Origin of the sequence: Streptococcus mitis, from assembly GCF_019929545.1 — a bacterium.
Taxonomy (GTDB): Bacteria; Bacillota; Bacilli; order Lactobacillales; family Streptococcaceae; genus Streptococcus; species Streptococcus mitis_BU.
This window is the reverse complement of record NZ_JAHZPT010000011.1, coordinates 24,526-50,900: the sequence shown is the minus strand read 5'-3', so window position 1 is coordinate 50,900 and position 26,375 is coordinate 24,526. Positions and strand designations below refer to the sequence as shown.

29 protein-coding genes are annotated in these 26,375 nt (G+C 42.2%); 17 read left to right on the top strand and 12 right to left on the bottom strand.

The window, feature by feature from the left end; genetic code table 11:
* Positions 1-228: 228 nt before the first annotated feature.
* The 5 genes from K1I71_RS05065 to K1I71_RS05045 all read left to right on the top strand — a co-directional run bounded on the left by K1I71_RS05065 (position 229) and on the right by K1I71_RS05045 (position 3,597).
* Complete coding sequence (locus K1I71_RS05065; protein WP_023947356.1) at positions 229-918, top strand: CPBP family intramembrane glutamic endopeptidase; 690 nt, start codon at positions 229-231, stop codon at positions 916-918.
* Between the two features lie 55 nt (positions 919-973).
* The gene (locus tag K1I71_RS05060) at positions 974-1,270 is read left to right on the top strand and encodes a bacteriocin immunity protein (RefSeq protein ID WP_185760934.1); all 297 of its coding nucleotides are present in this window, start codon (positions 974-976) and stop codon (positions 1,268-1,270) included.
* A 131-nt stretch (positions 1,271-1,401) separates the two neighbouring features.
* Complete coding sequence (trhO, locus tag K1I71_RS05055; RefSeq protein WP_001030020.1) at positions 1,402-2,388, top strand: oxygen-dependent tRNA uridine(34) hydroxylase TrhO; 987 nt, start codon at positions 1,402-1,404, stop codon at positions 2,386-2,388.
* 121 nt (positions 2,389-2,509) lie between these two features.
* Positions 2,510-3,370 (top strand): DUF4299 family protein, encoded by an 861-nt coding sequence (locus K1I71_RS05050; RefSeq protein WP_045605212.1) that lies wholly within the window; start codon positions 2,510-2,512, stop codon positions 3,368-3,370.
* A gap of 74 nt (positions 3,371-3,444) precedes the next feature.
* Positions 3,445-3,597, top strand: a complete 153-nt coding sequence (locus tag K1I71_RS05045; RefSeq protein WP_000692984.1) for a hypothetical protein — start codon at positions 3,445-3,447, stop codon at positions 3,595-3,597.
* Here K1I71_RS05045 and K1I71_RS05040 read toward each other — a convergent pair.
* The 5 genes from K1I71_RS05040 to K1I71_RS05020 all read right to left on the bottom strand — a co-directional run bounded on the left by K1I71_RS05040 (position 3,594) and on the right by K1I71_RS05020 (position 7,875).
* Positions 3,594-4,658, bottom strand: coding sequence for a DUF6574 domain-containing protein (locus tag K1I71_RS05040; protein WP_020902654.1), 1,065 nt, complete (start codon positions 4,656-4,658; stop codon positions 3,594-3,596). The two genes, K1I71_RS05045 and K1I71_RS05040, sit on opposite strands and share 4 nt — an antisense overlap.
* Positions 4,659-4,720: 62 nt before the next feature.
* On the bottom strand, positions 4,721-5,671 hold the full coding sequence (locus tag K1I71_RS05035) for a DUF4097 family beta strand repeat-containing protein (RefSeq protein WP_223330363.1): 951 nt from the start codon (positions 5,669-5,671) through the stop codon (positions 4,721-4,723).
* Positions 5,664-6,257, bottom strand: coding sequence for a DUF1700 domain-containing protein (locus K1I71_RS05030; RefSeq protein ID WP_223330362.1), 594 nt, complete (start codon positions 6,255-6,257; stop codon positions 5,664-5,666). Before K1I71_RS05030 ends, K1I71_RS05035 begins: the two co-directional genes overlap by 8 nt.
* Complete coding sequence (locus tag K1I71_RS05025) at positions 6,244-6,570, bottom strand: PadR family transcriptional regulator (protein ID WP_042751793.1); 327 nt, start codon at positions 6,568-6,570, stop codon at positions 6,244-6,246. Before K1I71_RS05025 ends, K1I71_RS05030 begins: the two co-directional genes overlap by 14 nt.
* Positions 6,571-6,708: 138 nt before the next feature.
* Complete coding sequence (locus K1I71_RS05020) at positions 6,709-7,875, bottom strand: CynX/NimT family MFS transporter (protein WP_223330361.1); 1,167 nt, start codon at positions 7,873-7,875, stop codon at positions 6,709-6,711.
* 154 nt (positions 7,876-8,029) lie between these two features.
* Here K1I71_RS05020 and K1I71_RS05015 point away from each other — a divergent pair, with 154 nt between their 5' ends.
* Complete coding sequence (locus K1I71_RS05015; protein ID WP_223330360.1) at positions 8,030-8,860, top strand: glycosyltransferase; 831 nt, start codon at positions 8,030-8,032, stop codon at positions 8,858-8,860.
* An 85-nt stretch (positions 8,861-8,945) separates the two neighbouring features.
* The gene (locus K1I71_RS05010; RefSeq protein WP_001035713.1) at positions 8,946-10,796 is read left to right on the top strand and encodes a polysaccharide biosynthesis protein; all 1,851 of its coding nucleotides are present in this window, start codon (positions 8,946-8,948) and stop codon (positions 10,794-10,796) included.
* A gap of 123 nt (positions 10,797-10,919) precedes the next feature.
* On the opposite strand, the gene K1I71_RS05005 is transcribed toward K1I71_RS05010, so the two are convergent.
* From K1I71_RS05005 to sdaAB, 3 genes are read right to left on the bottom strand one after another with little or no spacing between them, the layout of a single operon-like run.
* Positions 10,920-11,552: an HAD family hydrolase gene (locus K1I71_RS05005; protein ID WP_000200820.1), complete on the bottom strand. Its 633-nt coding sequence runs from the start codon at positions 11,550-11,552 to the stop codon at positions 10,920-10,922.
* 21 nt (positions 11,553-11,573) lie between these two features.
* Positions 11,574-12,446, bottom strand: coding sequence for an L-serine ammonia-lyase, iron-sulfur-dependent, subunit alpha (sdaAA, locus tag K1I71_RS05000; protein WP_223330359.1), 873 nt, complete (start codon positions 12,444-12,446; stop codon positions 11,574-11,576).
* An 8-nt stretch (positions 12,447-12,454) separates the two neighbouring features.
* Positions 12,455-13,126: an L-serine ammonia-lyase, iron-sulfur-dependent subunit beta gene (gene sdaAB / locus K1I71_RS04995; protein ID WP_000838912.1), complete on the bottom strand. Its 672-nt coding sequence runs from the start codon at positions 13,124-13,126 to the stop codon at positions 12,455-12,457.
* A gap of 239 nt (positions 13,127-13,365) precedes the next feature.
* Between sdaAB and apf the strand changes: the two genes are divergently transcribed.
* Entirely contained in the window at positions 13,366-14,016 is a 651-nt protein-coding gene (gene apf / locus K1I71_RS04990) for an aggregation-promoting factor (RefSeq protein WP_223330358.1), read from the top strand.
* Positions 14,017-14,067: 51 nt separating this feature from the next.
* Here apf and K1I71_RS04985 read toward each other — a convergent pair whose 3' ends face one another.
* Positions 14,068-14,931 (bottom strand): helix-turn-helix domain-containing protein, encoded by an 864-nt coding sequence (locus K1I71_RS04985; protein ID WP_223330357.1) that lies wholly within the window; start codon positions 14,929-14,931, stop codon positions 14,068-14,070.
* Between the two features lie 322 nt (positions 14,932-15,253).
* Between K1I71_RS04985 and K1I71_RS04980 the strand changes: the two genes are divergently transcribed.
* Entirely contained in the window at positions 15,254-15,841 is a 588-nt protein-coding gene (locus K1I71_RS04980) for a hypothetical protein (RefSeq protein ID WP_045605195.1), read from the top strand.
* Between the two features lie 185 nt (positions 15,842-16,026).
* Here the strand turns inward: K1I71_RS04980 and K1I71_RS04975 are convergent, their stop codons facing one another.
* Positions 16,027-16,899, bottom strand: a complete 873-nt coding sequence (locus tag K1I71_RS04975; protein WP_045605193.1) for a hypothetical protein — start codon at positions 16,897-16,899, stop codon at positions 16,027-16,029.
* A 460-nt stretch (positions 16,900-17,359) separates the two neighbouring features.
* On the opposite strand from K1I71_RS04975, the gene mnmA reads away from it, so the two are divergent.
* From mnmA to mnmG, 4 genes are all read left to right on the top strand, one after another.
* On the top strand, positions 17,360-18,481 hold the full coding sequence (mnmA, locus tag K1I71_RS04970) for a tRNA 2-thiouridine(34) synthase MnmA (protein ID WP_223330356.1): 1,122 nt from the start codon (positions 17,360-17,362) through the stop codon (positions 18,479-18,481).
* A 139-nt stretch (positions 18,482-18,620) separates the two neighbouring features.
* Positions 18,621-19,076, top strand: a complete 456-nt coding sequence (locus tag K1I71_RS04965; RefSeq protein ID WP_223330355.1) for an NUDIX hydrolase — start codon at positions 18,621-18,623, stop codon at positions 19,074-19,076.
* Between the two features lie 11 nt (positions 19,077-19,087).
* A complete protein-coding gene (locus K1I71_RS04960; protein WP_000239792.1) occupies positions 19,088-19,516 on the top strand; it encodes an NUDIX hydrolase in 429 nt (142 codons plus the stop codon).
* The gene (mnmG, locus tag K1I71_RS04955; RefSeq protein ID WP_000221904.1) at positions 19,506-21,419 is read left to right on the top strand and encodes a tRNA uridine-5-carboxymethylaminomethyl(34) synthesis enzyme MnmG; all 1,914 of its coding nucleotides are present in this window, start codon (positions 19,506-19,508) and stop codon (positions 21,417-21,419) included. Before K1I71_RS04960 ends, mnmG begins: the two co-directional genes overlap by 11 nt.
* 291 nt (positions 21,420-21,710) lie before the next feature.
* On the opposite strand, the gene rnjA is transcribed toward mnmG, so the two are convergent.
* A complete protein-coding gene (gene rnjA / locus K1I71_RS04950) occupies positions 21,711-23,390 on the bottom strand; it encodes a ribonuclease J1 (RefSeq protein WP_000331986.1) in 1,680 nt (559 codons plus the stop codon).
* Position 23,391: 1 nt separating this feature from the next.
* Positions 23,392-23,625, bottom strand: coding sequence for a DNA-dependent RNA polymerase subunit epsilon (locus K1I71_RS04945; protein ID WP_000639571.1), 234 nt, complete (start codon positions 23,623-23,625; stop codon positions 23,392-23,394).
* Between the two features lie 279 nt (positions 23,626-23,904).
* On the opposite strand from K1I71_RS04945, the gene K1I71_RS04940 reads away from it, so the two are divergent.
* The 4 genes from K1I71_RS04940 (at position 23,905) to tsaD (ending at position 26,342) form a co-directional block, all read left to right on the top strand.
* Positions 23,905-24,120 (top strand): hypothetical protein, encoded by a 216-nt coding sequence (locus tag K1I71_RS04940; RefSeq protein WP_000282475.1) that lies wholly within the window; start codon positions 23,905-23,907, stop codon positions 24,118-24,120.
* A 104-nt stretch (positions 24,121-24,224) separates the two neighbouring features.
* Positions 24,225-24,908 carry a tRNA (adenosine(37)-N6)-threonylcarbamoyltransferase complex dimerization subunit type 1 TsaB gene (gene tsaB / locus K1I71_RS04935; RefSeq protein WP_000865703.1) on the top strand — a complete coding sequence of 228 codons (684 nt, stop codon included), beginning with the start codon at positions 24,225-24,227 and terminating at the stop codon, positions 24,906-24,908.
* Positions 24,905-25,342 (top strand): ribosomal protein S18-alanine N-acetyltransferase, encoded by a 438-nt coding sequence (gene rimI / locus K1I71_RS04930; protein WP_000569837.1) that lies wholly within the window; start codon positions 24,905-24,907, stop codon positions 25,340-25,342. The genes tsaB and rimI overlap by 4 nt, the downstream gene beginning before the upstream one ends.
* Positions 25,332-26,342, top strand: coding sequence for a tRNA (adenosine(37)-N6)-threonylcarbamoyltransferase complex transferase subunit TsaD (gene tsaD, locus K1I71_RS04925; RefSeq protein WP_223330354.1), 1,011 nt, complete (start codon positions 25,332-25,334; stop codon positions 26,340-26,342). Before rimI ends, tsaD begins: the two co-directional genes overlap by 11 nt.
* Positions 26,343-26,375 lie beyond the last annotated feature (33 nt).

The window sequence follows — 26,375 nt, the reverse complement described above, 5'->3', positions numbered from 1 at the left end:
TGGGACTTTTTTTCTACACAAAAATAGGCTCCATAATATTTATAGGAGATTTACCCACTACAAATATTATAGAGCCTTTTTTGAAATAAAGACATAGATATTTCTGTTTCTCATTTCCCTTATTTTAACCATTCAGGAAATCTTAAGCACCATTTAGGATTTAGAGTAAGGATTTAGGAAAATATAGCTTATATTAGAGATGTATCGAGTTTACAAAGGAGAGTTCATATGAAGAAGTATCAACTTCTATTCAAAATAAGTGCAGTTTTCTCTTACTTATTTTTCGTATTTGGTCTTTCTCAGCTAACGCTTATCGTCCAAAATTATTGGCAATTTTCTTCCCAGATTGGCAATTTCGTCTGGATTCAAAATCTCTTGAGTTTGCTATTTAGTGGAGTCATGATTTGGATTCTGGTTAAGACAGGCCATGGTTATCTCTTTCGCATTCCAAGAAAAAAATGGCTTTGGTATTCGATTTTGACAGTACTAGTGGTAGTGCTCCAGATCTCTTTTAACGTTCAGACAGCTAAACATGTTCAGTCAACTGCTGAAGGTTGGGCTGTATTGATCGGTTATAGTGGGACCAACTTTGCTGAGCTAGGTATCTATATAACTTTGTTCTTTCTGACTCCACTTATGGAAGAGCTAATCTATAGAGGATTACTGCAACACGCCTTTTTTAAGCATTCGAGATTTGGCCTTGATTTGCTTCTTCCGTCCATTTTATTTGCTCTTCCTCATTTTTCAAGCCTGCCTAGTTTGTTAGATATCTTCGTCTTTGCAACATCTGGCATCATCTTTGCTAGTTTGACCCGCTATACCAAGAGCATTTATCCATCCTATGCGGTGCATGTGATTAATAATATTTTCGCAACATTACCATTTTTGCTGACTTTTTTACAGAGGGTGTTTGGGTAAATACTAGCGCGAGAGTTAGGAATGACAGCTTTTCAACTTAAGGAGGTAAATGAGTATGACACCATTAAAATGGTTTGCTGGAGGAAGCGAAAGACGTTGTGAAGCCATGATTATCATAGATCATCTATTGGAAGATATAAAGGATACGCCTCAACTGACTCCTTTGAAAAATCTGTTAGTAAGTTATAAAAGGCGATTAGAGGACGATGGGACCTCTACCCCATTTATATTGAGTCAAATGAATGTTGACATCTCACGTGTATTGATTGACAATAAGCTGATGTTATCAGAAAGTCAATCCGAGCAGATCAAAAAATTGAGAGAATTATCTGCTATTCGCTATGGTTACTGATGAAGTGCAGGGATAAGCATCTTTCTACAATTTCCAGTCAAATAAATTGCATTCGTTTTCTCAAGCAGGTATACTAGTATAGTTAGATGAAAAATTCTGAAAATTTAAGAATAGAAAAGAGAACAAATCTTATGGCAAAAGATATTCGTGTCTTACTTTACTACCTTTATACTCCAATTGAAAATGCAGAGCAATTTGCTGCAGACCACTTGGCTTTCTGTAAATCAATCGGCCTTAAAGGCCGTATCCTAGTCGCTGACGAGGGAATTAACGGAACAGTTTCAGGGGATTATGAGACAACTCAAAAATACATGGACTACGTTCACAGCCTCCCAGGCATGGAAGACCTCTGGTTCAAGATTGACGAAGAAAGTGAACAAGCCTTCAAGAAGATGTTTGTTCGCTACAAGAAAGAAATTGTCCACCTTGGTTTGGAAGACAACGACTTTGACAACGACATCAACCCACTTGAAACAACAGGTGCTTACTTGTCTCCAAAAGAGTTCAAAGAAGCTCTTCTTGACGAAGATACAGTTGTCCTTGACACACGTAACGATTATGAGTATGACCTCGGACATTTCCGTGGGGCTATCCGCCCAGATATCCGCAACTTCCGTGAGTTGCCACAGTGGGTTCGTGATAACAAGGAAAAATTCATGGACAAGCGTGTCGTGGTTTACTGTACAGGTGGGGTTCGCTGTGAGAAATTCTCAGGCTGGATGGTCCGTGAAGGCTACAAAGATGTCGGCCAATTGCACGGAGGAATTGCAACTTACGGTAAAGACCCAGAAGTCCAAGGTGAACTTTGGGATGGGAAAATGTACGTCTTTGACGAGCGTATTGCCGTAGATGTCAACCATGTCAACCCAACCATCGTAGGAAAAGACTGGTTTGATGGAACACCATGTGAACGTTATGTCAACTGTGGAAATCCATTCTGTAACCGTCGTATCTTGACATCAGAAGAAAATGAAGACAAGTACCTTCGTGGATGCTCACACGAGTGCCGTGTTCACCCACGTAACCGCTATGTTTCAGAACATGAATTGACACAAGCTGAAGTTGTCGAGCGCCTAGCCGCTATCGGTGAAAGCTTGGATCAAGCAGCTACTGTATAAGATTAAACAGTCCTCAGGGGCTGTTTTTCTATGCTTTTTACTCAAAAATCTAAAGTTTGTTTCTGTATCTTTCAGGAAAATAGGGTATACTATATGTAAACGATTTCAAAGGAGTCCAGTTATGACGAAAACATTTTTTATTCCAAATAAACAGAGCATTTTAGGAGAACAGGAAATTTTGACTGCCAAGTCTATCTTGGCCTTGATAGATGGTTTGGAGTCACATAGCTATGATGCAGTCTATCTCCGTCAGCCTCTTAGCCGTCTTGAGTATATTGAGTGTGCGATAGTGGGGCAATCACAATTTCTTTTTAAGGTCAGTTATGCTGATGATCAAAAGGCTTACCGTGTCGATCTTCCTGACCTACTCACGAAGACAGACTGGCGGATTATCAAATCATTTTTAGATGCTCTGCTTGCTTACACGGGAACTGAGATTGAAGGATTAGATGGTTTTGATTTTGAAGCTTATTTCCAAGCAAGTATTCAAGCCCATCTAGCAGACACTGCAGCTCGTTTTACGATTTGCCAAGGAGTTTTTAATCCTGTTTTCTTTAGTCATGAGGATTTGAAAAGCTTTTTAGAGGAAGACGGCTTGGTACAGTTTGAAGCGCGTGTGCGTGCGGTTCAAGAGACGGATGCTTACTTTGCAAGAGTTTCCTTCTATCAGGATGGAGAAGGACAAGTTCACGGTGTTTACCATCTGGCTCAAGGAGTCAAGACAGTGTTACCGAGAGAACCATTTGTTCCTGCAGCCTATATGGAGCAATTGGTGAATAAGGAAGTTCAGTGGGAGATTGACTTGGTTCAAATCACAGGAGACGGCTCTAAACCAGAAGACTATGAAGCCATTGCCCGCTTGGACTATGCAAAATTCCTAGAGTCATTATCATCAGCATCTTACCACCAATTAGATGCCAATCAATTAGAAATACAACCCATCCTAGGACAAGATTTTAAAGCATTAGCACAAGAAGAGTAAATCAGAAGCAGGTCAATCGACTTGCTTTTTTGACATAGAAAAAATCCTGCCATGAAAGACAGGATTGCTACTCAATGAAAATCAAAGAGCAAACTAGGAAGCTAGCCGCAGGCTGCTCAAAACACTGTTTTGAGGTTGTAGATGAAACTGACGAAGTCAGTAACCATACATACGGTAAGGCGAAGCTGACGTGGTTTGAAGAGATTTTCGAAGAGTATGAAGTTTAAAGAAAGGCCAAGATACGAAGATAATCTCCAATCAGTGCCACTTCAGCTACAAAGAAGAGGAGGATAATGACTCCGTTCACAAGGACAGACAAGAATAACTGATAGAAGGAGTCGGTTTCACTTGCTTGACTTGGCCTTGTAATGATATGGAGACTAGCAAGCAGAATGATTCCAATGCTAATCACACACAAGAGGGCTGTAAATCGCAGGCTATCAAAGAAGGCAAAGAAACTAGCAATAGCAGTGAGGAAGATTGGAATTGCCAAGAGTTGACTATATTGTTGGAGAACCTTTTCTAGCGTCCACTCCTTTTCTTGGTAGATAAATCGTCTCACGACGAAACTACCCAAGAGGAATGAAAAGAAGAAGAGCGTTGTTGCTACTAGGATAGAGATAATCGAAAAGAGATTCAATGAAGCAAATTGTTCAGGGAAGTGATTATGCATAGTTGCTATATGTCCATAGTAAGCATGTTTGATGTGGTAGATACTAAAGAAAAAGGAAGATGCAGAAAACAGAATGAGCAAGAGAAAGGCTGTGTAGCTGTGTGTGCTACTTGTTTCAAGCTTGCTTGTAGGAGATTTGAGAGCCTCCACTAGCCAAGACCAAAAATCAAGCGCTTGCTCTTTCCATCTATCCGTAGATTTTGGAGCTTGGTCGGGGATATAGGGACTTTCTAAGGATTGACTGATAAGAAGGGGCTCTTTCGTGGTTGGTTTTTGCTGAGGAAGTGCTTCTTGACTCTCTTCAGCTATAGTGACTTTTTCTGTTTCTTTAGAAAGGTCTGACTCTTCTTCAGTAGAATCTAATGCTTTCTTTTCTTCTATTTCTGTTCTCGCTTCACTGTCTTCAGGAGCTTCAATTTTCTCTTCTTGCTGGCTTTCCAGTTCGACCTCAGCTTGAGAGACTTCCTCCTCTACTTGAGTATTTTTTTCAATTGGCGTATCGAGATTAGCTATCGTTTCTTCAGCCTTGTCTGCAACCTCTTGAGCTTGCTCTTCAGGTTTGTTCTTGCTTGTTGTTTTTACAAAATCATTACTTTCAAACCATTCTTGTTTCATGGTAGAACCTCCTTTTTAGTTAGATAAATATGCTTCCATAGTAGCGAATGTAAGCGTTTTTGTCAACGATTTCTAGAAGAAGACTCGTGTTCCTCTGCTTTGAGTAGATAGATATATTGGTCTGCCCTTGCTATGAGTTGATCTTTCACATCAGCTTTTTCTGTTTTATAAGGATTGCTTAAATGTTCATCTCTGTTTTCTTTATTGTTAAATGAACGTCTTCCTTCTCTCACAAAATGAAGAATAGAACCATGTTTTGTTGAAAGATCTAAGTTGATTCTTTGTTTTTCTTCTTCGGAAAGTAGCAGTTGTAGGTCTGTTTTCGCCACCAATTCCACCTTACCGTGTACTTGGATATTTTCAGCGTGGAAGTGATGTTCTGTTGACTCTAGCTGACTATCTGTAAGGTCTGTATCAAAGATATTAATGATATTAGGGGTTGTGAGTTTACTGTTTTTGATACGACTTCCTTCAATTCGGAGGAGATAGCCATTATTGGTATTGAGGGTCGCATTTTCAAGGCTGGCATTGGTGATACTGGTTTGACCGCGATTTGCTGAGATGTTGATTCCTTTTAGAGTTCTCCCTTTTGGCAATTGGAGAATAACTTCTTCAAAACGACGAGAGTAGTTGCTTGCGATATGGAGAATCCCGCCAATTCCAGAAGAGAGAAATGGAGTTTCAGACAGTTTCTTATCAGTGAGGCTCAGCGTTTTATCGTTCTGATTTGTGATAAGATCATGGTGAGCAGAAAGAGATGGATGGTAAGAAATGTGGATTTGATCATCCAAAGAGTCTGTGATGGTGAGCGCGTGTTGGTGGAGCGTAATCTCTAGGTTTTCGACTTCCTTACCAAAGGTCAGCTCTTCCATCCGACTATCATAGACAGGCTCCTTGGACATGGCAAGCAGACTCTTAATCCCGTCAGATTGGATCCCTACAAAGATCAGGATAAAGCCGATAATGGTAGTCACCACACCAAAAATGAGAAATCCTTTTGTCAATTTACGCATGCTGGTCACCTCTCTTTCCTTTTTTGAGAACAAATTGCACCAGGCGAACAATGAGTAGACCGAAGAAGCGGGCTACATAGGAAATACCTAGTAAGACTAGTGAAGAAGCACCGATAGCCAGTAAACCAGCACCAAAAATTAAGATAAAGGCTGATTTGGCTTGGGCGAGAACAGTGAAACTTTCAACTAAAAATAGGAATCCGCCGATGATACCAAGTATGGAAACCGCAAAGAAAGCTAGAATGACAGTCAAGGCTGCCACAAGGATTGCGAACAGGGACACGAGGATGGCGATTCCCAGAGGAATACCGATGGGTGCTGCAAGGAGAGCTAACAAGGCGATATGCAAAATTTGTCGGTTATTTTTTTGAGCGGGTGCTTCATTGATTTTTTTATCGAGGAGATTGGAGAGAACTTCGTGGGCTGCTTCCTTAGGAGTTCCCAAGCTAGCGATGAGTTCTTCTTCTCCTTCGACTCCAGCATCGTCAAAGAGTTCGCTGAAATAGTCCATGGCTTCGATGCGGTCAGCTTCAGGTAGTTTCTTGAGATAGAGTTCTAGCTGAGTCAGGTATTCAGTTCTTGTCATGGCGGATACTCCCTTCTATGATGCCATTGATAGTGTCTGTATAGAGTGTCCATTCATCTTTTAGGGTCACGAGCTGCTCCACACCACGGTCTGTTAAGGAGTAGTATTTGCGCATGCGACCCTGGAACTCTCTAGAATAGGTTGTCAGAAAGCTATTGCCTTCCAATTTTTTGAGAATGGGATAGAGTGTAGATTCTTTGATATTAGCGATCAGCTTAATGGTCTGGCTAATCTCATAACCATAAGAATCATCCTGCTCCAGTACAGCCAAGATGAGAAATTCAATCAAGGCAGAGGATGTTGGAAAGTACATGGGGAACCTCCTTTTCTAATGTGTAAGATTTTTATATATAATTTTTCTACACATACATTGTACATCTAAAAGAAAGCCCTGTCAAGAAATATGTGTAAAAATTTTATATATAAAAAACTTCTAGGAAAAACTAGAAGTTTAGAGGATTTTATCGGCTCTGTCCACTGTAAAGAGGGCCACAGTCATCAGGATATCGACGAGCAAGAGGGCAGCTACAGCTGGTACCCAAGAGTGGAAAAGGTCAAAACTGTAACCAAAGAGGGTTGGCCCAAAGGCTGCCAGGATATATCCTCCTGTTTGAGATAGGCCGGACAATTGGGCTGTCTTTTCAGGGGCGCTTGTCTTGAGTGAAAAGTTGACCATGAGATAAGGGAAGAGGGCGCTGGTTGCGGTTCCGATGAGGAGATGGATGGCAAGCCAGTAAAAGAAATTACCGACTGGTAAAAAGAGCATGGAAATGCCGAACACACCAGCTAGTGAAACCAGAGTGAGCATGAGCTGACGGTTGCGAGTAGACAAGCTGGTTGTCAGACTTGGGATGGTCATTGAAAAAGGAATGCTAATCAGAGAGAAGATAGAAGTCAGCAAGCCAGCTTCGTGACTGGATAGGCCTGCATGGATGGCCATGGTAGGTAGCCAGGTCATAGCTGTGTAAAAGAGCAAGGATTGAAAACCTGCAAAGACAATAACTGCCCAGACCTGTTTATTACGCATGACCTTTGCTTTGCTTTTTTGTTTGGTTTGCGGAGCCAGTTTGTGATTGTAGCGGTGATTTGGGAGCCATACTAAAAAAGTTGCTAGACAGAGCAGGGTGAGGAGGATGATAAGTCCTTTCCAAGAACTGGCTTGTGTAATAGGCACAGCCAGATAGGAGGCCAGAGCCGTCGCAATCCCCATAGAGGTTACATATAAGGTGGTCAGAAAACCAATCTTCTTTGGTTGATTGGCTTGGATAAGACTAGGAAGCAGCACATTGATGACTGCGATACTTGCTCCAACCATCAAGGTTCCTAGATAGAGCAGGGGCAGATTGATTAATCTAATGAGAGAACCGATGGTCAAGAAGAAAAGGCTATAGGTAAAGAGATGCTCCAAGCCGATTTTCTGAGCTAGTCGGGTAGAAAATAGCGAGAAGAGGGTAAACATGAGGAGAGGAAGGCTGGTCAGGACACCAAGTGAACTAACTTCGACTCCCAGCCCTTGCGAAATATCTCCCAAAATAATGGGTAAAACAGTAAAAGGAGTCCGCAAGGAAACACCAATCAGGATAATACCTGGAACAAAAAAGAGTGATTGCTTTTTCATATAATACCTCTCCTAGCTGATTTTAATAACAGCTTATTTTAAGGCTTTTTCCCTATAATGTCAAGTAAGGTTTTGGGCTTTCAAGATAAAAATGGGAAAGTCTTGAAAATTATGATAAAATAGTGGAAGGAAATCTATATATTGGAGAAAAACTGTGCTTGAAAAGCAAAAAATTAGCGTCTTGATGTCGGTCTATGTAAAGGAAAATCCGACATTTTTGAGAGATGCCATTAATAGTATTCAAAATCAAACCTTGAAACCGAGCGAATTGGTTCTCGTAGAGGATGGACCTCTCACACCAGAACTCTATCAGGTATTAGACCAGCTTGAAGCTGAGTCTGATATTCCAGTGAAACGCTATCCTCTTGAGCATAATCAAGGTTTGGGTCTGGCTCTTCGACAGGGTGTTTTGCAGTGTCAGTACGATATCATCGCTCGTATGGATACGGATGATATAGCTGTTCCAGACCGTTTTGAGAAACAGGTTCAGCTAATGGAGAAGGACAAGCTCGACCTATTAGGTGGACATATTGCAGAGTTTATTGACAATCCTGATGAGATTGTTTCTTACCGTCGTGTTCCAACCCAGCATGCAGATATTGTAGCTTATCAAAGGATGAGAAGTGCCTTTAACCACATGACTGTCATGTTCAAGAAGGACATGGTTCTCAAGGCAGGCAACTATGAGGATGGCCTTTATATGGAGGATGACCTCCTCTGGCTCAACATGATTGCTGCAGGAGCCAAGACTGGAAATCTGGATCAAATCTTGTGTAAGGTTCGTGTTGGAGCAGGGATGTTTGAGCGTCGTGGGGGACTGCGTTACCTTAAACTCTATCGCCAGGCTCGTCAGCGCATGCTGAAGAGAGGGCAAATTTCTTACATGGAGTATGCCAAGAGTGTTGCGATTCAGATGGTTGTTGCCCTTTGTCCCGGATTTGTCCGACAGTTTATTTTTATGAAACTGTTACGAAAAAGCAAGTAAAAGATTGTAGCAAATCGTAAACTGGATAAAAAGTGTTATAATAACAATATAACTATTCAGCTCTTTTAAGGAGGAGTAAATTTCTATGAATAAAAAACTCACAGATTATGTGATTGATCTGGTGGAAATTTTAAATAAACAACAAAAACAGGTTTTCTGGGGAATATTTGATATTTTGAGTATGGTGGTTTCCATCATTGTATCTTATATTTTATTCTACGGATTGATTAATCCAGCACCTGTTGACTACATCATCTATACGAGTTTGGCTTTCCTGTTCTATCAATTGATGATTGGATTTTGGGGGCTGAACGCTAGTATTAGTCGTTACAGCAAGATTACGGATTTCATGAAAATCTTTTTTGGTGTGACTGCTAGCAGTATCTTGTCATATAGTATCTGCTATGCCTTCTTGCCACTTTTTTCAATCCGTTTCATCATTCTCTTTATCTTGTTGAGTACTTTCTTGATTTTATTGCCACGGATTACTTGGCAGTTAATCTACTCTAAACGCAAAAAGGGAAGTGGTGATGGAGAACACCGTCGGACCTTCTTGATTGGTGCCGGTGATGGTGGAGCCCTCTTTATGGATAGTTACCAACATCCAACTAGTGAATTAGAACTTGTCGGTATTTTGGACAAGGATTCTAAGAAAAAGGGCCAAAAACTTGGTGGAATCCCTGTTTTGGGTTCATATGATGATCTGCCTGAATTAGCCAAACGCCATCAAATCGAGCGTGTTATCGTTGCGATTCCGTCGCTTGACCCGTCAGAATATGAACGTATCTTGCAGATGTGTAATAAGCTGGGAGTCAAATGTTACAAGATGCCCAAGGTTGAAACCGTTGTTCAGGGACTTCACCAAGCAGGTACTGGGTTCCAAAAAATTGATATTACGGACCTTTTGGGACGTCAGGAAATTCGTCTTGATGAATCGCGTCTGGGAGCAGAACTGACAGGTAAGACAATCTTAGTCACAGGTGCTGGTGGCTCAATCGGTTCTGAAATCTGTCGCCAAGTTAGTCGCTTCAATCCTGAACGCATCGTCTTGCTCGGTCATGGGGAAAATTCAATCTACCTTGTTTATCATGAATTGATTCGCAAGTTCCAAGGGATTGATTATGTACCAGTTATTGCCGATATTCAAGACTATGACCGTTTGTTGCAAGTCTTTGAGCAGTACAAGCCAGCTATTGTTTATCATGCGGCAGCCCACAAGCACGTTCCTATGATGGAGCGCAATCCAAAAGAAGCCTTCAAAAATAATATTCGTGGAACTTACAATGTTGCTAAGGCTGTTGATGAAGCCAAAGTACCTAAGATGGTTATGATTTCGACAGATAAGGCGGTTAATCCACCAAATGTTATGGGAGCAACCAAGCGCGTGGCTGAGTTGATTGTCACTGGCTTTAACCAACGTAGCCAATCAACCTACTGTGCAGTTCGTTTTGGGAATGTTCTTGGTAGCCGTGGTAGTGTTATTCCAGTCTTTGAACGTCAGATTGCTGAAGGTGGTCCTGTAACGGTGACAGATTTCCGCATGACCCGTTACTTTATGACTATTCCAGAAGCTAGCCGTTTGGTTATCCATGCTGGTGCTTATGCCAAGGATGGGGAAGTCTTTATCCTTGATATGGGCAAACCAGTCAAGATTTATGACTTGGCCAAGAAAATGGTCCTTCTAAGTGGACACACCGAAAGTGAAATTCCAATCGTTGAAGTTGGAATCCGCCCAGGTGAAAAACTTTACGAAGAACTCTTGGTATCAACCGAACTTGTTGATAACCAAGTTATGGATAAGATTTTCGTTGGTAAGGTCAATGTTATGCCTTTAGAAGCCATCGATCAAAAGATTGAAGAGTTCCGCACTCTCAGTGGAGATGAGTTGAAGCAAGCTATTATCGCCTTTGCCAATCAAACAACCCACGTTGAATAAAAAAGAAAAACGCATATTATCAGGTCTGAAGAACCTTGGTAATATGCGTTTTGTTATGTAGAGACTTATACTCTTCGAAAATCTTTTCAAACCACGTTAACGTCGCCTTGTCGTATGTATATGTTATTGAAAATACCTCAAAACTTCTATGGGTTTGTGGGCGATATAATCAGGCTGATAGTTTAGTAGATCTGCTTGCTCTCCAAATCCCCAAGTGACGGCCAATTTCTGAATGCCTGTTTCTTGAGCTCCAAGCATATCAAACTTGGTATCTCCGATGATGATGGCTTGTTCCGGTGCTAGTTGATGTGTCTGCAAGGCTTGGCGTATGACATCTGCCTTATGGGGTGCTTCGGGGCTGGAACCATAAATGCCATCAAAGAAATGATAGATTCCCAAGTTTTTAGTCATGTCTTGAGCGGTTGGAGTATTCTTTGTAGTGGTGATATAAAGAGGGTAATTGCTCGATAACTTCTCAAGCAAGCCTACAATATGAGGGAAGAGCTGAGCTTCATGGATGCCTTTCTCCTTATAGTACGAACGGTATATCTGCACGGCTTCAGAAATTTGTTCTTTGGGAAGGCAGGTCGCAAAACTACTTTCAAGAGGCGGTCCCATAAAACCACGAATCGTTTTGGCATCAGGGCTAGGTACCCCCAGCTCCTTAAAGGTATGGGTAAAGGCATTGTGAATCCCGATAGAACTATCAACGAGGGTTCCGTCCAGATCGAAAAAGATAGCTGAGATAGAGGTCATGGTTTCTCCTATTTGATAAGCTTATTCTCCGAAAATTTCTTTTTGGAGGCGACGACCAGTAGTGGTGGCAGCGAGTCCACCTTCAGCTGTTTCACGAAAGGCAGTTGGCATGCTTGCTCCTACTTGGTACATGGCATCGATAACTTCATCCACAGGGATTTTAGATTCGATACCTGCCAGGGCCATGTCTGCTGCGATGAAGGCAAAGCTAGCTCCCATGGCATTGCGTTTGACACAGGGAACTTCGACCAAGCCGGCAACAGGGTCACAGATGAGGCCTAGCATATTTTTAATGACAAAGGCAATGGCTTGACTGGCCTGATAAGGTGTTCCACCGGCAGCTAGAGTCAAGGCTGCAGCACTCATAGCAGAGGCCGAACCAACCTCGGCCTGACAGCCACCTTCAGCACCTGAGATAGAGGCATTGTTTGCGATGACTAGTCCAAAGGCACCGGCAGCAAAGAGGAAATCCAGCTGTTGCTCGTGGCTGAGGTCTAATTTTTCAATAGCAGCTGTTAGAACGGAAGGCAGACAGCCAGCACTTCCTGCGGTCGGAGTGGCACAAACCAAGCCCATTTTGGCATTGTGTTCATTGACTGCAATGGCATTTCGGGCAGCAGAGAGAATCGTGTAATCTGACAGAGTTTTTCCGTTTTTGATGTAGTGATCCAATTTGGCAGCATCTCCACCTGTCAGGCCACTACGAGATTTATTTTCATTGAGGCCAAGTTGGACAGAGGCTTTCATGACTTCTAGATTGCGTTCCATGAGAAGGAAGACTTCTTCACGTTCGCGACCAGTCAATTCAAACTCTGTTGTAATCATGAGTTCTGCGACATTTCCTTGAAAGTCCAGTTCTGCCTGCTCGACCAATTCTTTGATAGAATAAAACATGCTTCCTCCTATTTAAAGAAATTGACATTGTGGAGATGAGGGATTTTTCGAATTTCTTCGATGGCCTCATCACAGTTGCGACTGTCAACTTCGATAATCATAATAGCTTTTTCACCAGCTTTTTCACGAGTGACATTCATTTGGGCGATATTGATACCATAGCGTGAAAGGGCCTCTGTTACGAGGGCAATCATACCTGGAATATCTTGATGAACAATGATGATAGTCGGTGTATTCATATTGAGAGAGACGGCAAAGCCATTGAGTTCGGTTACCTGAATATTTCCTCCCCCGATAGAAATACCAGTCACGCTAATGGTCTTATGAGCATTTTTAACGGTAATTTTAGTGGTGTTTGGGTGAGGGGCATTGCTGTCTTTCTGAATGGTCCAGACAATCTTGATGCCACGCTTGTGGGCAATTTCCAGGCTGTTTGGGATTTCAGGATCATCTGTATCCATGCCCAAAATACCTGCAACAAGGGCTAGGTCTGTTCCGTGACCACGATAGGTCTTGGCAAATGAGTTAAATAGTTGGAATTCGACTTCTGTCGGAGTATCATCAAAAATGGAAGAGACAATCTTCCCAATACGAACAGCACCAGCTGTATGGCTACTAGATGGGCCAATCATAACTGGTCCGATGATATCAAAGACAGATTGAAAACGAAGTGATTTCATCAGTTTCCCCTTATAAAAATTCTTATCTCTATTATATCAAAGAATGAAGGTCTTGGCTTTAATTGTGGATGAAAACCTTTTTACACTACAAATAGCATAAAAAAGCATCTTTTGTAACAAAAAATAGCTTATTTAGGGAAATAAAAAATAATTTTGTAATATTTCTACATAAAAGTGTCAAGAAACGGTAATATTTAAAGGGTATGATAGAACTATAGAAAGAAGGAGAATTTTCAAATATGAAATCAACAACTAAAAAGATTAAAACAACTCTTGCAGGAGTAGCTGCCTTGTTTGCAGTATTTGCTCCATCATTTGTATCTGCTCAAGAATCATCAACTTACACTGTTAAAGAAGGTGATACACTTTCAGAAATCGCTGAAACTCACAACACAACTGTTGAGAAATTGGCAGAAAACAACCACATTGACAACATCCATATGATTTATGTTGGTCAAGAGTTGGTTATCGACGGTCCAGTAGCACCAGCAGCAACACCAGCGCCAGCTACTTATGCAGCACCAGCTGCTCAAGATGAAACTGTTTCAGCTCCAGTAGCAGAAACTACAGAAGTAGTAGAAGAAGCAGCACCAGCTGCAAGCGCTCCTGTAGCAGAAGAAACTGTTGCTACAGCAGAAACTTCAGCACCAGCCGCAACTGTAAGCGGATCTGAAGCAGAAGCTAAAGAATGGATTGCTCAAAAAGAATCAGGTGGTAGCTACACAGCTACAAACGGCCAATACATTGGACGTTACCAATTGACAGATTCATACTTGAACGGTGACTACTCAGCTGCTAACCAAGAACGTGTAGCAGATGCCTATGTTGCAGGACGTTACGGTTCATGGTCAGCTGCGAAAAACTTCTGGCTTAACAACGGCTGGTATTAAGAAATAACGAACAGAATAATTTGAAAAAGTCGAGGAAATCCCTCGACTTTTTTATATTTCTTTCGGTTGATAATAGATCTCCACTTCTTTTTTGAGAAAGGCTAGAATGGAAGTTTCATCGGTCAGCTCCAGAAGGGAGAACCCTTTTTGGATAAATTTAGCATCATTCCTACAAATCCCAATACGGACATAGCAGATAGCAAGCATATCGTAGCTTTTTTTGTTCTTGGCATCCTCCAATAAAGTGTAGCAGATTTGTTGACACATGTTTTTGTCTTGATGATATAAGTAAATGGTGGAAAGATTGAGTAGGATTGCCATTCGCAAGTCATATAAATGTTGATAGTTTTTATAGACTTCTAAGCGTTGCAAGATTTTTTCAGTGATGAGATGGAGGTGTTCAATAGGAAAGCTGAAAAGGATGGTATTGAGGATTTTTAGGTCGCTTTCATACCATGTATCTTGTTTTTCAATTTTTTCCCAAAGTTTTTTGACAGTTTGTTTCACTTGGTCTGACAGTTGCTCTGTACCATGTTGACGGATATGAATGACAACTTCAAGCATATCCCTGATTTCTTCTATGGGCAGGTCGTGATGGGTCTTGAGATAGTTTTGGCATGTTTCAAAAAAATGAACTAGACCACTGCCACCAATGATGGAATTCATATTGAGATAAGTTTGCATGATTTCTGTCCGTTGGCTCGGCTGATAGAGATGGCAGATATAGTCAAACTCTTCAAAACTCATATTAATCTGTCGGAGAAGAAATTCCATGTTTTCATATTTGGGAGTTACCTTGCCACTTTCAATCTTTGATAGGCTAGTTCTTGAGAGAACATTTCCACAGACCTCTTCTTGGGTCAATCCTTTTGACTCACGTATTTCTTTATAGACCTTTCCAAAATCATAACGCATGATTTTCTCCTTTTCGTGAAAAAAGTTAACAAACAATAAAATCCTATTAAAAATATTGTATCATAGTAATATAAAAAGTAGAAAAGAAAGCTAAAATAAGTTTGGTGTAATTTTAAAATGGGGTTAATGAGTACTATGATGTAGCTAGAAAAGGCGTGGAAAAATGTTTAAAATTAAGGAGCTTTTTCGAGTAGTTATGATATTTGTGATAGGAATTATCCTAATTTTAATGACACCAGTCTTATTTAAAGTTGTTATGGAACTATTTTCAAAATAAATAGGACTCTGCTTTGGGCGGAGTAGTGAATCAGGAGGTTAAGTGATGAACTACAATTTAAAATATCTTTTATCAGGAATATTTGTCCTAGTCTTTATAGGTTTCCTAGTCTGGATGCGTTATGTTAATCAGAGGAAGGAAGAAGAGCATTCGGATGTGTCTTTTGAAGCGAGGTTAGATAGTGAGGTCAAGGCCTTATATAAACAACTAGGATTGGGTGAGGAGCCTCATTATTTCTTAGCCTATCGCTACCTACATCCCTGGTTTAATTTGGCGATTTTACCACCAACAGTTGAAATTTTCTTAACTAAAATAGCGCTGGTGATGGTGACTCCAGATGAACTGCTGATAAGAAATCTTGGGAATGGGATGACTTTCACAAGTGAGCACCATCGCGATTTGCGGCAAGGACTTATCCGCATTCCAAAATCAGAGATGAAAGAATTTGAGATTCGCAACTGGAAAAGAGTTTTTGTATTGGGCGATTTTTTGACAATTAAAACAAGCCAACATAGCTATTATTTGCAGGTCAGAGATGATGGACTTCAAAAGGGAAGTCTTTCCGCCAAACATTTCTCCGACTTGAAACGACAAGATTTTTTAGGATTATTGACAGATAAAAGGACATTCTGATAGACAATTGCCCCAAAAATGGAATCTCTGAATGTTCAACAATTCAAAAACCACACAGTATTCCATTCAATTTGATTATGTTCAAGATTGGAATGACTGTGTGGTTTTATTTAGAAGTTAGTTTTTGTTAGCCTTTTATATACTTTGTTCGATAAAAGACAATTAAATTAGTGATAGCCGATTGCTTACTGCTGACCGAATGATGTAACTCCGCCACCTAAACTAGCGAGATCATCACTGTTTGTTGTGGGAACTCCAGCATTGTTACTATTGGTATTAGTCTCTGCTTGAACTTCTGAAGTATTAGCTGCTTGATTTTGTGTACTTGCCACATCATTTCCGTTGCTGCCAGCACTATCAGATGAAGGTTGTTCGCTTGCAGGCGCTTGTGAACTGTATCTGCTCCCATTTGACTCAGTATAGGTTGGAGTGTAGCTCTCTCCTCCTGAAGAATAGGTTTCTCTTTCCCTCTCGCTACTAGTCGTTCCTGTTTCTTTTTTGTCAGTCTTTTGTCCTTCTTTTTTGGTCAAGACTTCAACTTGCTTTTGGAATTTAGAAATTAGTTCTTGGATGGGTTTTATTTTTTCATCAATAGTGGCTTGTTCGCTTGTGGAGTTGACACTTTTAATGATTTCTAGTATTTTTTGTAAGGAAGTGATGGCTGTTTCAAGTGTTTGTTTATCTTCAAACTGACTATCGGATTCCTTTATATCCATTTTTAAAGCTTTTTCGCTATAATGATTGGTGATTTTATCGGACGTAGTAGTAAGAAAGTCTGCTAATATTTGCTTGCCTTCGTCAGTGTTTGGCTTCAATTCTTGAATTTTTTTCCAATCCTCTATAATTGTTTCAGAATCGATATTAAAATCTTTGATGGCTTTTTTTACTTGCTCGACATCTTGTTCATTTTTTTGCCGTTTGAAGAAAGCAATATTGCCTCTTTCTGTTAAGATGTTTTCTTGATGAATGACTAAACCTATTAAAAGTCCAAGACTTGCGACAATGATAATAGTAAAAATGGTGTTTTTTGATTTTAGAATATCTTTGTAGTTTTTCACAATCGTTCTACGTACATGGATGGTAGTATCTTTAAGGGATCATGTACGTATTCCTCCTCAATATAGTATATCATTTTTAGTTTATTTTATAAATAAGATAATAAGCAGTAGAGGGATTAAGCTATAAATTACCCTCTTTTTAAACAATTATATATGTATTTACAGAGAGGTTGGTCGATTATCAGCCTCTTCCTTGTCTTCTCTAACCAAGCGTGTTATAATGAATACTGCTCAAGCGACCTTCAATCGTTAAGCACACACGATCTTCAATCGTGAACTAGTCATTTCGTTTATCTTTTATTACGTCGTTAACTCGTCTTGCCTAACTCAGGTTATGCCTACGACTCGTTGCCTAGTACTAAAAGCAAACGAAATGACTATACTCAAATAAATTCTATTGAAAGTCATAGTAAATAGAATTTTGAGGGGTATAAATAAACGAATAGATGGGAGACTTACCATGAGTGATAACTCTAAAACACGTGTTGTTGTGGGGATGAGTGGTGGTGTTGATTCGTCGGTGACGGCTCTTTTACTCAAGGAGCAGGGCTACGATGTGATCGGTATCTTCATGAAGAACTGGGATGACACAGATGAAAACGGCGTCTGTACGGCGACCGAAGATTACAAGGATGTGTCTGCGGTGGCAGACCAGATTGGCATTCCTTACTACTCTGTCAACTTTGAAAAAGAGTACTGGGACCGCGTTTTTGAGTATTTCCTAGCGGAATATCGTGCAGGACGCACGCCCAATCCAGATGTTATGTGCAATAAGGAAATCAAGTTTAAGGCCTTTTTGGACTATGCCATGACCTTGGGGGCAGACTATGTAGCGACTGGGCATTATGCCCGAGTGGCGCGTGATGAGGATGGCATCGTTCACATGCTTCGTGGCGTGGACAATGGCAAGGATCAGACTTATTTCCTCAGCCAACTTTCGCAAGAACAACTTCAAAAAACCATGTTCCCACTAGGACATTTGGAAAAGCCAGAAGTTCGCAGACTAGCAGAAGAAGCAGGCCTTGCAACTGCTAAGAAGAAAGACTCGACAGGGATTTGCTTTATCGGAGAAAAGAACTTTAAAAATTTCCTCAGTAACTACCTGCCAGCTCAGCCTGGTCGCATGATGACTGTGGATGGTCGCGATATGGGCGAGCATGCTGGGCTTATGTACTATACGATTGGTCAGCGTGGTGGACTTGGTATCGGTGGGCAACACGGTGGTGACAATGCCCCTTGGTTCGTTGTCGGAAAAGACCTCAGCAAGAATATCCTCTATGTAGGACAAGGTTTCTACCATGACTCGCTTATGTCAACCAGCCTAGAGGCTAGCCAAGTCCACTTTACTCGTGAGATGCCAGAGGAATTCACGCTAGAATGTACGGCTAAATTCCGCTATCGTCAGCCTGATTTTAAGGTGACCGTCCATGTCAAAGGAGACAAGGCAGAGGTCATCTTTGCGGAACCACAACGCGCGATTACACCAGGACAGGCAGTTGTATTTTACGATGGCGAAGAGTGTCTAGGTGGTGGCTTGATTGACAATGCTTACCGTGACGGACAAGTTTGTCAGTACATTTAGATTGACAAATTTTCTCAATTTGCTACAATAATAAAAGCAATAGAAATGATGGTCAAAGCTCATGGATGTTGCAGGCTTTTTGTCCTGCACTTCTTTCGAGTTTTGACTGTTTTTGTGTCGTTTAAGGGAAAGGACAAAAATGACTCAACAAGACTTTCGGACCAAAGTGGGGAACACGGTCTTTGGTGTTCGGGCGACAGCCTTGATTCTCCAAAATGGCAAGATCCTAGTTACCAAAGACAAGGGCAAGTATTACACTATCGGTGGTGCGATTCAAGTCAATGAAAGAACGGAAGACGCGGTAGTCCGTGAAGTGAGGGAAGAACTGGGTGTCAAAGCTCAAGCTGGACAGCTAGCTTTCGTAGTTGAAAATCGTTTTGAACAAGACGGTGTTTCCTATCACAACATCGAGTTTCATTATCTGGTGAACTTGCTTGAGGATGCCCCATTGACCATGCAGGAAGACGAAAAAATGCAGCCTTGTGAGTGGATTGACTTGGATGAACTCCAGAATATCCAGCTAGTTCCAGCCTTTTTAAAAACAGCCCTACCAACTTGGGACGGCCAACTAAGACACATTCATCTTGAGAAATAGGAGAGAAAAGGATGGTTAAGCTTATTGCCCATGTACTTGTTCATAGTGGAGATGATTATTTGCTCATTCAGCGTTCGGAAATTAAAAGAGGACAACCCAATGTTTATCCAACTTACTGGGATATTCCTGGTGGCGGGGTTGAAAAGGGTGAACTTCCGCGAGATGGAGCTCTTAGAGAATGTATTGAAGAAGCGGGAGTTAGGCTAGATAGCAGTTTGCTCAAACTTCTTCACGAAGATAGTCAACTGGATACTTCTAAGGATACTGTCTTTACTCGATTAGTTTATAAAGCAGAGTGGGTTGGGGAGAAGCCAATTATCAGATTAGATCCTGAAGAGCATACGCACTTTAAATGGGTTACTATGGCTCAAGCTCTAGAGGAGGAGAAGTTAGTTCCTTATTTACGAGAAATTTTTGAAAGGTTAAGAAATGACATATAATTTTACAGAAGAATACGATATTATTGTAATTGGTGCGGGACACGCTGGGGTAGAAGCATCCCTAGCAGCTAGCCGTATGGGTTGTAAGGTTTTGCTTGCGACTATCAACATTGAAATGCTGGCTTTCATGCCTTGCAATCCCTCTATCGGTGGTTCTGCCAAAGGGATTGTTGTGCGTGAAGTTGATGCCCTCGGTGGCGAGATGGCCAAAACTATTGACAAGACTTACATCCAGATGAAGATGCTCAACACAGGGAAGGGGCCAGCTGTCCGTGCCCTCCGTGCGCAGGCTGACAAGGAGCTTTACTCTAAGGAAATGCGCAAGACGGTTGAAAATCAAGAAAATCTGACCCTTCGTCAGACTATGATTGATGAGATTTTGGTTGAAGACGGCAAAGTTGTCGGTGTTCGTACAGCGACCCATCAAGAGTATGCTGCCAAGGCTGTTATCGTGACGACAGGGACCGCCCTCCGTGGGGAAATTATCATCGGAGATCTCAAGTACTCATCAGGTCCTAACCACAGCCTAGCTTCTATTAACCTTGCTGATAATCTCAAGGAATTGGGCCTAGAAATCGGTCGGTTCAAGACAGGAACCCCTCCACGTGTCAAGGCTTCTTCAATCAACTACGATGTGACAGAGATTCAGCCAGGAGACGAAGCGCCTAATCATTTCTCATATACTTCACGTGATGAGGATTATGTCAAAGATCAGGTGCCATGCTGGTTGACCTATACCAATGGTACCAGTCATGAGATTATTCAAAACAACCTCCACCGTGCGCCTATGTTTACAGGTGTGGTCAAGGGAGTGGGACCTCGTTACTGTCCGTCGATTGAGGACAAGATTGTACGCTTTGCGGACAAGGAACGTCACCAGCTCTTCCTTGAGCCAGAAGGGCGCAATACAGAGGAAGTCTATGTTCAAGGACTTTCAACCAGTCTGCCTGAGGATGTCCAGCGTGACTTGGTTCATTCCATCAAAGGTTTGGAAAATGCAGAGATGATGCGGACAGGTTATGCCATTGAGTATGATATGGTCTTGCCTCATCAGTTGCGTGCAACTCTGGAAACCAAGAAAATCTCAGGTCTTTTCACTGCTGGTCAGACAAATGGAACGTCAGGTTATGAAGAAGCTGCTGGCCAAGGGATTATCGCGGGTATTAATGCGGCTCTGAAAATCCAAGGCAAGCCTGAATTGATTTTGAAGCGCAGTGACGGTTATATCGGGGTCATGATTGATGACTTGGTGACCAAAGGAACCATTGAGCCTTATCGCCTTTTGACTAGTCGTGCCGAGTACCGTCTCATTCTTCGTCATGACAATGCTGATATGCGTTTGACTGAGATGGGACGTGAGATTGGGCTTGTGGATGATGAACGTTGGGCTCGTTTTGAAATCAAGAAAAATCAATTTGACAATGAGATGAAGCGCCTAGACAGTATCAAACTCAAGCCAGTCAAGGAAACCAATGCTAAGGTTGAGGAGATGGGATTCAAGCCGTTGACCGATGCAGTGACAGCCAAGGAATTCCTTCGCCGTCCAGAAGTGTCTTACCAAGATGTGGTGGCCTTCATCGGACCAGCAGCAGAGGACTTGGATGACAAGATTATCGAATTGATTGAAACAGAAATCAAGTACGAAGGCTATATTTCCAAAGCCATGGACCAGGTTGCCAAGATGAAACGCATGGAAGAAAAGCGCATTCCAGCCAATATCGACTGGGATGACATTGATTCTATCGCAACCGAAGCCCGTCAGAAGTTCAAACTTATCAATCCAGAAACCATCGGCCAAGCCAGCCGTATCTCGGGAGTAAACCCAGCAGACATTTCTATTTTGATGGTGTATCTTGAAGGTAAAAATCGTAGTATTTCTAAAACTCTTCAAAAATCAAAATGATACGTCGTCGGCTTCGGCTCACCTAACTTAAGTTATGCTTTCGCCTAGCCTTCTAGTCTGCTTTCGATTTTTATTGAGTTTTAATCTAAAAAGAAAGCATAGAGAAAAAACAGCTCCGAAGACGGGGCTGTTTTGTTGACTTGTACTCAATGAAAATCAAAGAGCAAACTAGGAAGCTAGCCGTAGGTTGCTCAAAGCACTGCTTTGAGGTTGTAGATAGAACTGACGAAGTCAGTAACATATATACGGCAAGGCGACGTTGACGTGGTTTGAAGAGATTTTCGAAGAGTATTATTCTTCATCTGGTGTGAGGATCATAGGGATGATAATTGGTTCACGTTCTGTATTTTCATAAAGGAAGGGGCGAATAGCGTTGACAATGGCACCATTGACTGATTGCACGCTAGCATCCTTGTTTTTCAGTGCGATACGAATGGCATTGAAGAGGATACGCTGGCTTTGGCGAATCAAGTCGCCAGACTCTCTCATGTAGACAAAGCCTCGGCTGAGGATGTCTGGACCAGACAGAATCATCTGCGATTTGAAGTCAACAGTTGCGACTGCCAGAACGACACCGTCTTCAGATAGATCGCGACGATCTTTGAGGACAGCAGCACCGATTTCACCGATACGATTTCCATCTACATAGATGTCTTGGGCGTTGAAATGACCTGCTATACGAGCTGAGTCAGCAGTAAGAGCAAGCACATCACCATTGCTCATGATAAAGATATTGTCCTTCTCAACACCAGTATCCACCGCTAGTCCAGCGTGGACTTTTTGCATGCGGTATTCACCGTGGACAGGCATGAAGTATTTTGGCTTAATCAAGCGGAGCATGAGTTTTTGCTCTTGCTGGCCACCGTGTCCAGATGTATGGATATTGTTAACCTTACCGTGGATAACTTCGACACCAGCTTCTGAAATGATGTTAATCAGCTTGTTGACGCTAGTAGTGTTTCCAGGGATTGGACTAGAAGAGAAGATAACTGTATCGCCGGGTTGGAGTTGCACCTGACGGTGGGTTCCGTTGGCGATACGAGAAAGGGCTGCCATCGGCTCCCCCTGACTACCTGTACAGAGGATGAGAACCTCGCCTGCAGGGTAGTCTTTGATTTCATTTGGCTCGATAAAGGTTCCCTTAGGAGCTTTGATGTAGCCAAGCTCGATTCCGTTGACAATGGCCTTTTCCATAGAGCGACCAAAGACCGCAATCTTACGTCCAGTCTTAACAGCAGCTTCTGTTGCTTGTTGGAGACGGAAGATATTTGAAGCAAAGGATGCAAAGATAATACGTCCTTCAATGCCTTGGATAATCTTCATGATGGACTGGCCAACGACTTTTTCAGAGTTGGTAAAGGTTGGCACTTCTGCATTTGTTGAGTCAGACAGGAGACAGAGAACACCTTCTTCACCAAGGGCAGCCATACGGTGCAAGTCCGCAGGTTCTCCAACTGGAGTGAAGTCGAACTTAAAGTCACCCGTACAGACGATTTTTCCTTGAGGAGTATGAATGACAATTCCCAAAGGCTCTGGAATAGAGTGAGTCGTTCTAAAGAAAGTTGCCTTGAGATTTTTAAAGGTCAACTCAGTATTATGGTTGATTTCGTAAAGTTTGGCGTTGCGCAAGAGGCCGTGTTCTTCGAGTTTTCCACGGATCAAAGCCAAGGCAAGCGGTCCAGCATAGATAGGGACATTTGCTTGCTTGAGTAGGAATGGAATCCCACCGATGTGGTCTTCGTGTCCGTGTGTGATTAAGACAGCCTTGACGCGGTCGATATTGTCCACGATGTATGAGTAGTCAGGAATGACATAGTCGATACCCAGCAAGTCATCTTCTGGGAATTTAATCCCAGCATCGACGATGATAATCTCGTCTTGGTATTCAATCCCGTAAGTGTTTTTCCCGATTTCTCCCAGACCACCGATGGCAAAAACGCCGACTTCTTCAGGTTTAAGAGTGTAGGCCATATTAGAACTCCGTAATTTCGAAGGCGCCAGTTTCTTTTTCGTAATCTAGCAATTTGTCAGACAAGAGTTCGATATACTCGATATTGTACTCTGGGCGATTTTCTTCGACAAGTTGGCGAGCAGCGATACGGCCCTCAAGTTCTGAGTTAGCATCGATGTCTAGGTATAGTGCGCGTGTTGTTTCACGGCGTGGGCTACGTTCTTTTGTTTCTTGATAAAAAACTTTGTAAATCATATAGTTCCTTTCTATTTACAGGTCAGCTTATTCCAAACTTTTAGCATAAATTTGCTTAATTTCATTCCATTTTGTGTCTAGATTGACCTTGATTCGTTACAATTATTTCAATTATACCACAAAATGAAAAATTAGTAAAAGACGGAAACGAGAAAGTCACAGGACGATTTCTTTAGTAAACGTTTGCAAAAATAAAGAAAATATGTTATTTTGATAATGGAAATGAGTTTTATTGTTTGTCATAATTCCATATAGATTTTAAGTCAAGGAGGTTGCCCTATGTATAACTTATTTGCTTTTGCTATCGGAGCTCGCTTGGTAGCTTTTATTGTTTTTGTTGCTTGCGTTTATGCGGGGAATCTTCTATTTGCCAAACTGGAACAACGACAAACCAAGTTCTTGTGGAAGATTACCTTTGTGACTCTCTACTCGCTTTTTCTCCTCCTTGTAACCTATGTCGTTTGGTTTGTATTTTACTTTGGATTAAATGCTTAGATGCCCTGCTCATGCTGGGGCATTTTTGTTTGGGGATAAAGAAAATTCCCATGTGCCAGCTTTTGTAGTATAATAGTAAGCAGACAAAAAGATAGGAATGTGTTATGAAAGTATTAGCTTTTGATACGTCCAGCAAGGCTCTTTCTCTCGCTATTTTAGAGGACAAGCAGGTTCTTGCCGAGACGACGATTAATATCAAGAAAAATCACAGTATTACCCTCATGCCAGCCATTGATTTTTTGATGGCAAGTTTGGATTGGACGCCCAAGGATTTGGACCGAATCGTGGTGGCGGAAGGGCCAGGTAGCTACACAGGTTTGCGAATTGCGGTAGCAACTGCTAAGACACTTGCTCATACTCTGAACATTGAGTTGGTTGGTATGTCTAGCCTCTTGGCTTTGGTGCCCTACCAACAAGAAGGTTTGTTCGTTCCTTTGATGGATGCGCGTCGCAACAATGTTTATGCAGGATTTTATGAAAATGCTAAGTCTGTCATGCCAGAAGCGCACTTACCCTTTGAGCGAGTGATTGAGTTAATCAAGGGGGCTAGTCAGGTTACCTTTGTCGGAGAAGTTGCCCCCTTTGTGGAGCAGATTCAAGAACACTTGCCAAGGACTAATTACAAAGAAACCCTGCCAAATGCAGCTAATCTTGCTCTTTTGGCTTGGGACAAGGAAGCAGACTCCTTGCATGATTTTGTGCCGAACTACCTCAAACGTGTTGAGGCTGAGGAAAACTGGCTCAAGAATCACACCGAGTCTGGCGAGTCTTACATTAAACGCCTATGATAGAAATCAAACGAATCCAACAACAGCCTGACTTGGCTCAAGCCATCTACGCTGTCATGGTAACTGTTTACCCAGTCAGTCCTTGGACTCTGGAACAAATCCAAGCAGACCTGTCCCAAGACCAGACTTGGTATGCTCTGGCTTATGATGGGGCAGAAGTGATTGGCTTTCTAGCTGTGCAGGAAAATATCTTTGAGGCAGAAGTCCTGCAAATCGCTGTTAAAGGAGCCTATCAGGGTCAGGGGATTGCCTCGACCTTGTTTGCTCAATTGCCGACAGACAAGGAGATTTTTCTCGAAGTTAGAAAGTCAAATCAAAGAGCGCAAGCATTTTACAAGAAAGAAAAGATGGCAGTCATCGCTGAGCGAAAGGCCTACTACCATGACCCAGTCGAGGACGCCATCATCATGAAGAGAGAAATAGATGAAGGATAGATATATTTTAGCATTTGAGACATCCTGTGATGAGACCAGTGTCGCTGTCTTAAAAAAAGACGACCAGCTCTTGTCCAATGTCATTGCTAGTCAAATCGAGAGCCACAAACGTTTTGGGGGCGTAGTGCCAGAAGTAGCTAGTCGTCACCATGTCGAGGTCATTACAGCCTGTATCGAGGAGGCTCTAGCAGAAGCAGGAATTACCGAAGAGGACGTAACAGCTGTGGCGGTTACCTATGGACCGGGCTTGGTCGGAGCCTTACTAGTTGGTTTGTCAGCTGCCAAGGCTTTTGCTTGGGCACATGGGCTTCCGCTGATTCCCGTTAACCACATGGCTGGCCACCTCATGGTCGCTCAGAGTGTGGAGCCTTTGGAGTTTCCCTTGCTAGCCCTCTTGGTTAGCGGTGGGCACACAGAGTTGGTTTATGTTTCGGAGGCTGGTGACTACAAGATTGTTGGGGAAACGCGAGATGACGCGGTTGGTGAGGCCTATGATAAGGTTGGCCGTGTCATGGGTTTGACCTATCCTGCTGGTCGTGAGATTGACGAGCTAGCTCATCAGGGACAGGATATTTATGATTTCCCTCGTGCCATGATTAAGGAAGATAATCTGGAGTTTTCATTCTCAGGTTTGAAATCGGCCTTTATCAATCTTCACCACAATGCCGAGCAAAAGGGAGAAAGCTTGTCCACAGAGGATTTGTGTGCTTCCTTTCAAGCAGCTGTCTTGGATATTCTTATGGCAAAAACCAAGAAGGCCTTGGGAAAATACCCTGTTAAAACCCTGGTTGTGGCAGGTGGCGTGGCAGCCAATAAAGGTCTCAGAGAACGCCTAGCGGCCGAAATCACAGATGTCAAGGTCATCATCCCACCACTGCGTCTTTGTGGAGACAATGCAGGAATGATTGCCTATGCCAGCGTCAGCGAGTGGAACAAAGAAAATTTTGCAAACTTGGACCTCAATGCCAAACCAAGTCTTGCCTTTGATACTATGGAATAAAATGGAGTCTGTCTGATTACAATCAGCAGACTT

What these genes read in the sequence shown, in the direction of transcription:
- K1I71_RS05005 (WP_000200820.1), bottom strand. Translation starts at nt 11,552, where the DNA reads ATGACCTCTATCTCAGCTATCTTTTTCGATCTGGACGGAACCCTCGTT.
- K1I71_RS04965 (WP_223330355.1), top strand. Translation starts at nt 18,621, where the DNA reads ATGACTCAACAAGACTTTCGGACCAAAGTGGGGAACACGGTCTTTGGT.
- K1I71_RS05045 (WP_000692984.1), top strand. Translation starts at nt 3,445, where the DNA reads ATGAAAATCAAAGAGCAAACTAGGAAGCTAGCCGCAGGCTGCTCAAAA.
- K1I71_RS05020 (WP_223330361.1), bottom strand. Translation starts at nt 7,875, where the DNA reads ATGAAAAAGCAATCACTCTTTTTTGTTCCAGGTATTATCCTGATTGGT.
- apf (WP_223330358.1), top strand. Translation starts at nt 13,366, where the DNA reads ATGAAATCAACAACTAAAAAGATTAAAACAACTCTTGCAGGAGTAGCT.
- K1I71_RS05060 (WP_185760934.1), top strand. Translation starts at nt 974, where the DNA reads ATGACACCATTAAAATGGTTTGCTGGAGGAAGCGAAAGACGTTGTGAA.
- K1I71_RS04945 (WP_000639571.1), bottom strand. Translation starts at nt 23,625, where the DNA reads ATGATTTACAAAGTTTTTTATCAAGAAACAAAAGAACGTAGCCCACGC.
- rimI (WP_000569837.1), top strand. Translation starts at nt 24,905, where the DNA reads ATGATAGAAATCAAACGAATCCAACAACAGCCTGACTTGGCTCAAGCC.
- K1I71_RS05030 (WP_223330362.1), bottom strand. Translation starts at nt 6,257, where the DNA reads ATGACAAGAACTGAATACCTGACTCAGCTAGAACTCTATCTCAAGAAA.
- K1I71_RS04985 (WP_223330357.1), bottom strand. Translation starts at nt 14,931, where the DNA reads ATGCGTTATGATTTTGGAAAGGTCTATAAAGAAATACGTGAGTCAAAA.
- mnmG (WP_000221904.1), top strand. Translation starts at nt 19,506, where the DNA reads ATGACATATAATTTTACAGAAGAATACGATATTATTGTAATTGGTGCG.
- K1I71_RS04940 (WP_000282475.1), top strand. Translation starts at nt 23,905, where the DNA reads ATGTATAACTTATTTGCTTTTGCTATCGGAGCTCGCTTGGTAGCTTTT.
- K1I71_RS05050 (WP_045605212.1), top strand. Translation starts at nt 2,510, where the DNA reads ATGACGAAAACATTTTTTATTCCAAATAAACAGAGCATTTTAGGAGAA.
- mnmA (WP_223330356.1), top strand. Translation starts at nt 17,360, where the DNA reads ATGAGTGATAACTCTAAAACACGTGTTGTTGTGGGGATGAGTGGTGGT.
- tsaB (WP_000865703.1), top strand. Translation starts at nt 24,225, where the DNA reads ATGAAAGTATTAGCTTTTGATACGTCCAGCAAGGCTCTTTCTCTCGCT.
- sdaAA (WP_223330359.1), bottom strand. Translation starts at nt 12,446, where the DNA reads ATGTTTTATTCTATCAAAGAATTGGTCGAGCAGGCAGAACTGGACTTT.
- K1I71_RS05025 (WP_042751793.1), bottom strand. Translation starts at nt 6,570, where the DNA reads ATGTACTTTCCAACATCCTCTGCCTTGATTGAATTTCTCATCTTGGCT.
- trhO (WP_001030020.1), top strand. Translation starts at nt 1,402, where the DNA reads ATGGCAAAAGATATTCGTGTCTTACTTTACTACCTTTATACTCCAATT.
- rnjA (WP_000331986.1), bottom strand. Translation starts at nt 23,390, where the DNA reads ATGGCCTACACTCTTAAACCTGAAGAAGTCGGCGTTTTTGCCATCGGT.
- K1I71_RS05010 (WP_001035713.1), top strand. Translation starts at nt 8,946, where the DNA reads ATGAATAAAAAACTCACAGATTATGTGATTGATCTGGTGGAAATTTTA.
- K1I71_RS05035 (WP_223330363.1), bottom strand. Translation starts at nt 5,671, where the DNA reads ATGCGTAAATTGACAAAAGGATTTCTCATTTTTGGTGTGGTGACTACC.
- tsaD (WP_223330354.1), top strand. Translation starts at nt 25,332, where the DNA reads ATGAAGGATAGATATATTTTAGCATTTGAGACATCCTGTGATGAGACC.
- K1I71_RS05065 (WP_023947356.1), top strand. Translation starts at nt 229, where the DNA reads ATGAAGAAGTATCAACTTCTATTCAAAATAAGTGCAGTTTTCTCTTAC.
- K1I71_RS04980 (WP_045605195.1), top strand. Translation starts at nt 15,254, where the DNA reads ATGAACTACAATTTAAAATATCTTTTATCAGGAATATTTGTCCTAGTC.
- K1I71_RS05040 (WP_020902654.1), bottom strand. Translation starts at nt 4,658, where the DNA reads ATGAAACAAGAATGGTTTGAAAGTAATGATTTTGTAAAAACAACAAGC.
- K1I71_RS04960 (WP_000239792.1), top strand. Translation starts at nt 19,088, where the DNA reads ATGGTTAAGCTTATTGCCCATGTACTTGTTCATAGTGGAGATGATTAT.
- sdaAB (WP_000838912.1), bottom strand. Translation starts at nt 13,126, where the DNA reads ATGAAATCACTTCGTTTTCAATCTGTCTTTGATATCATCGGACCAGTT.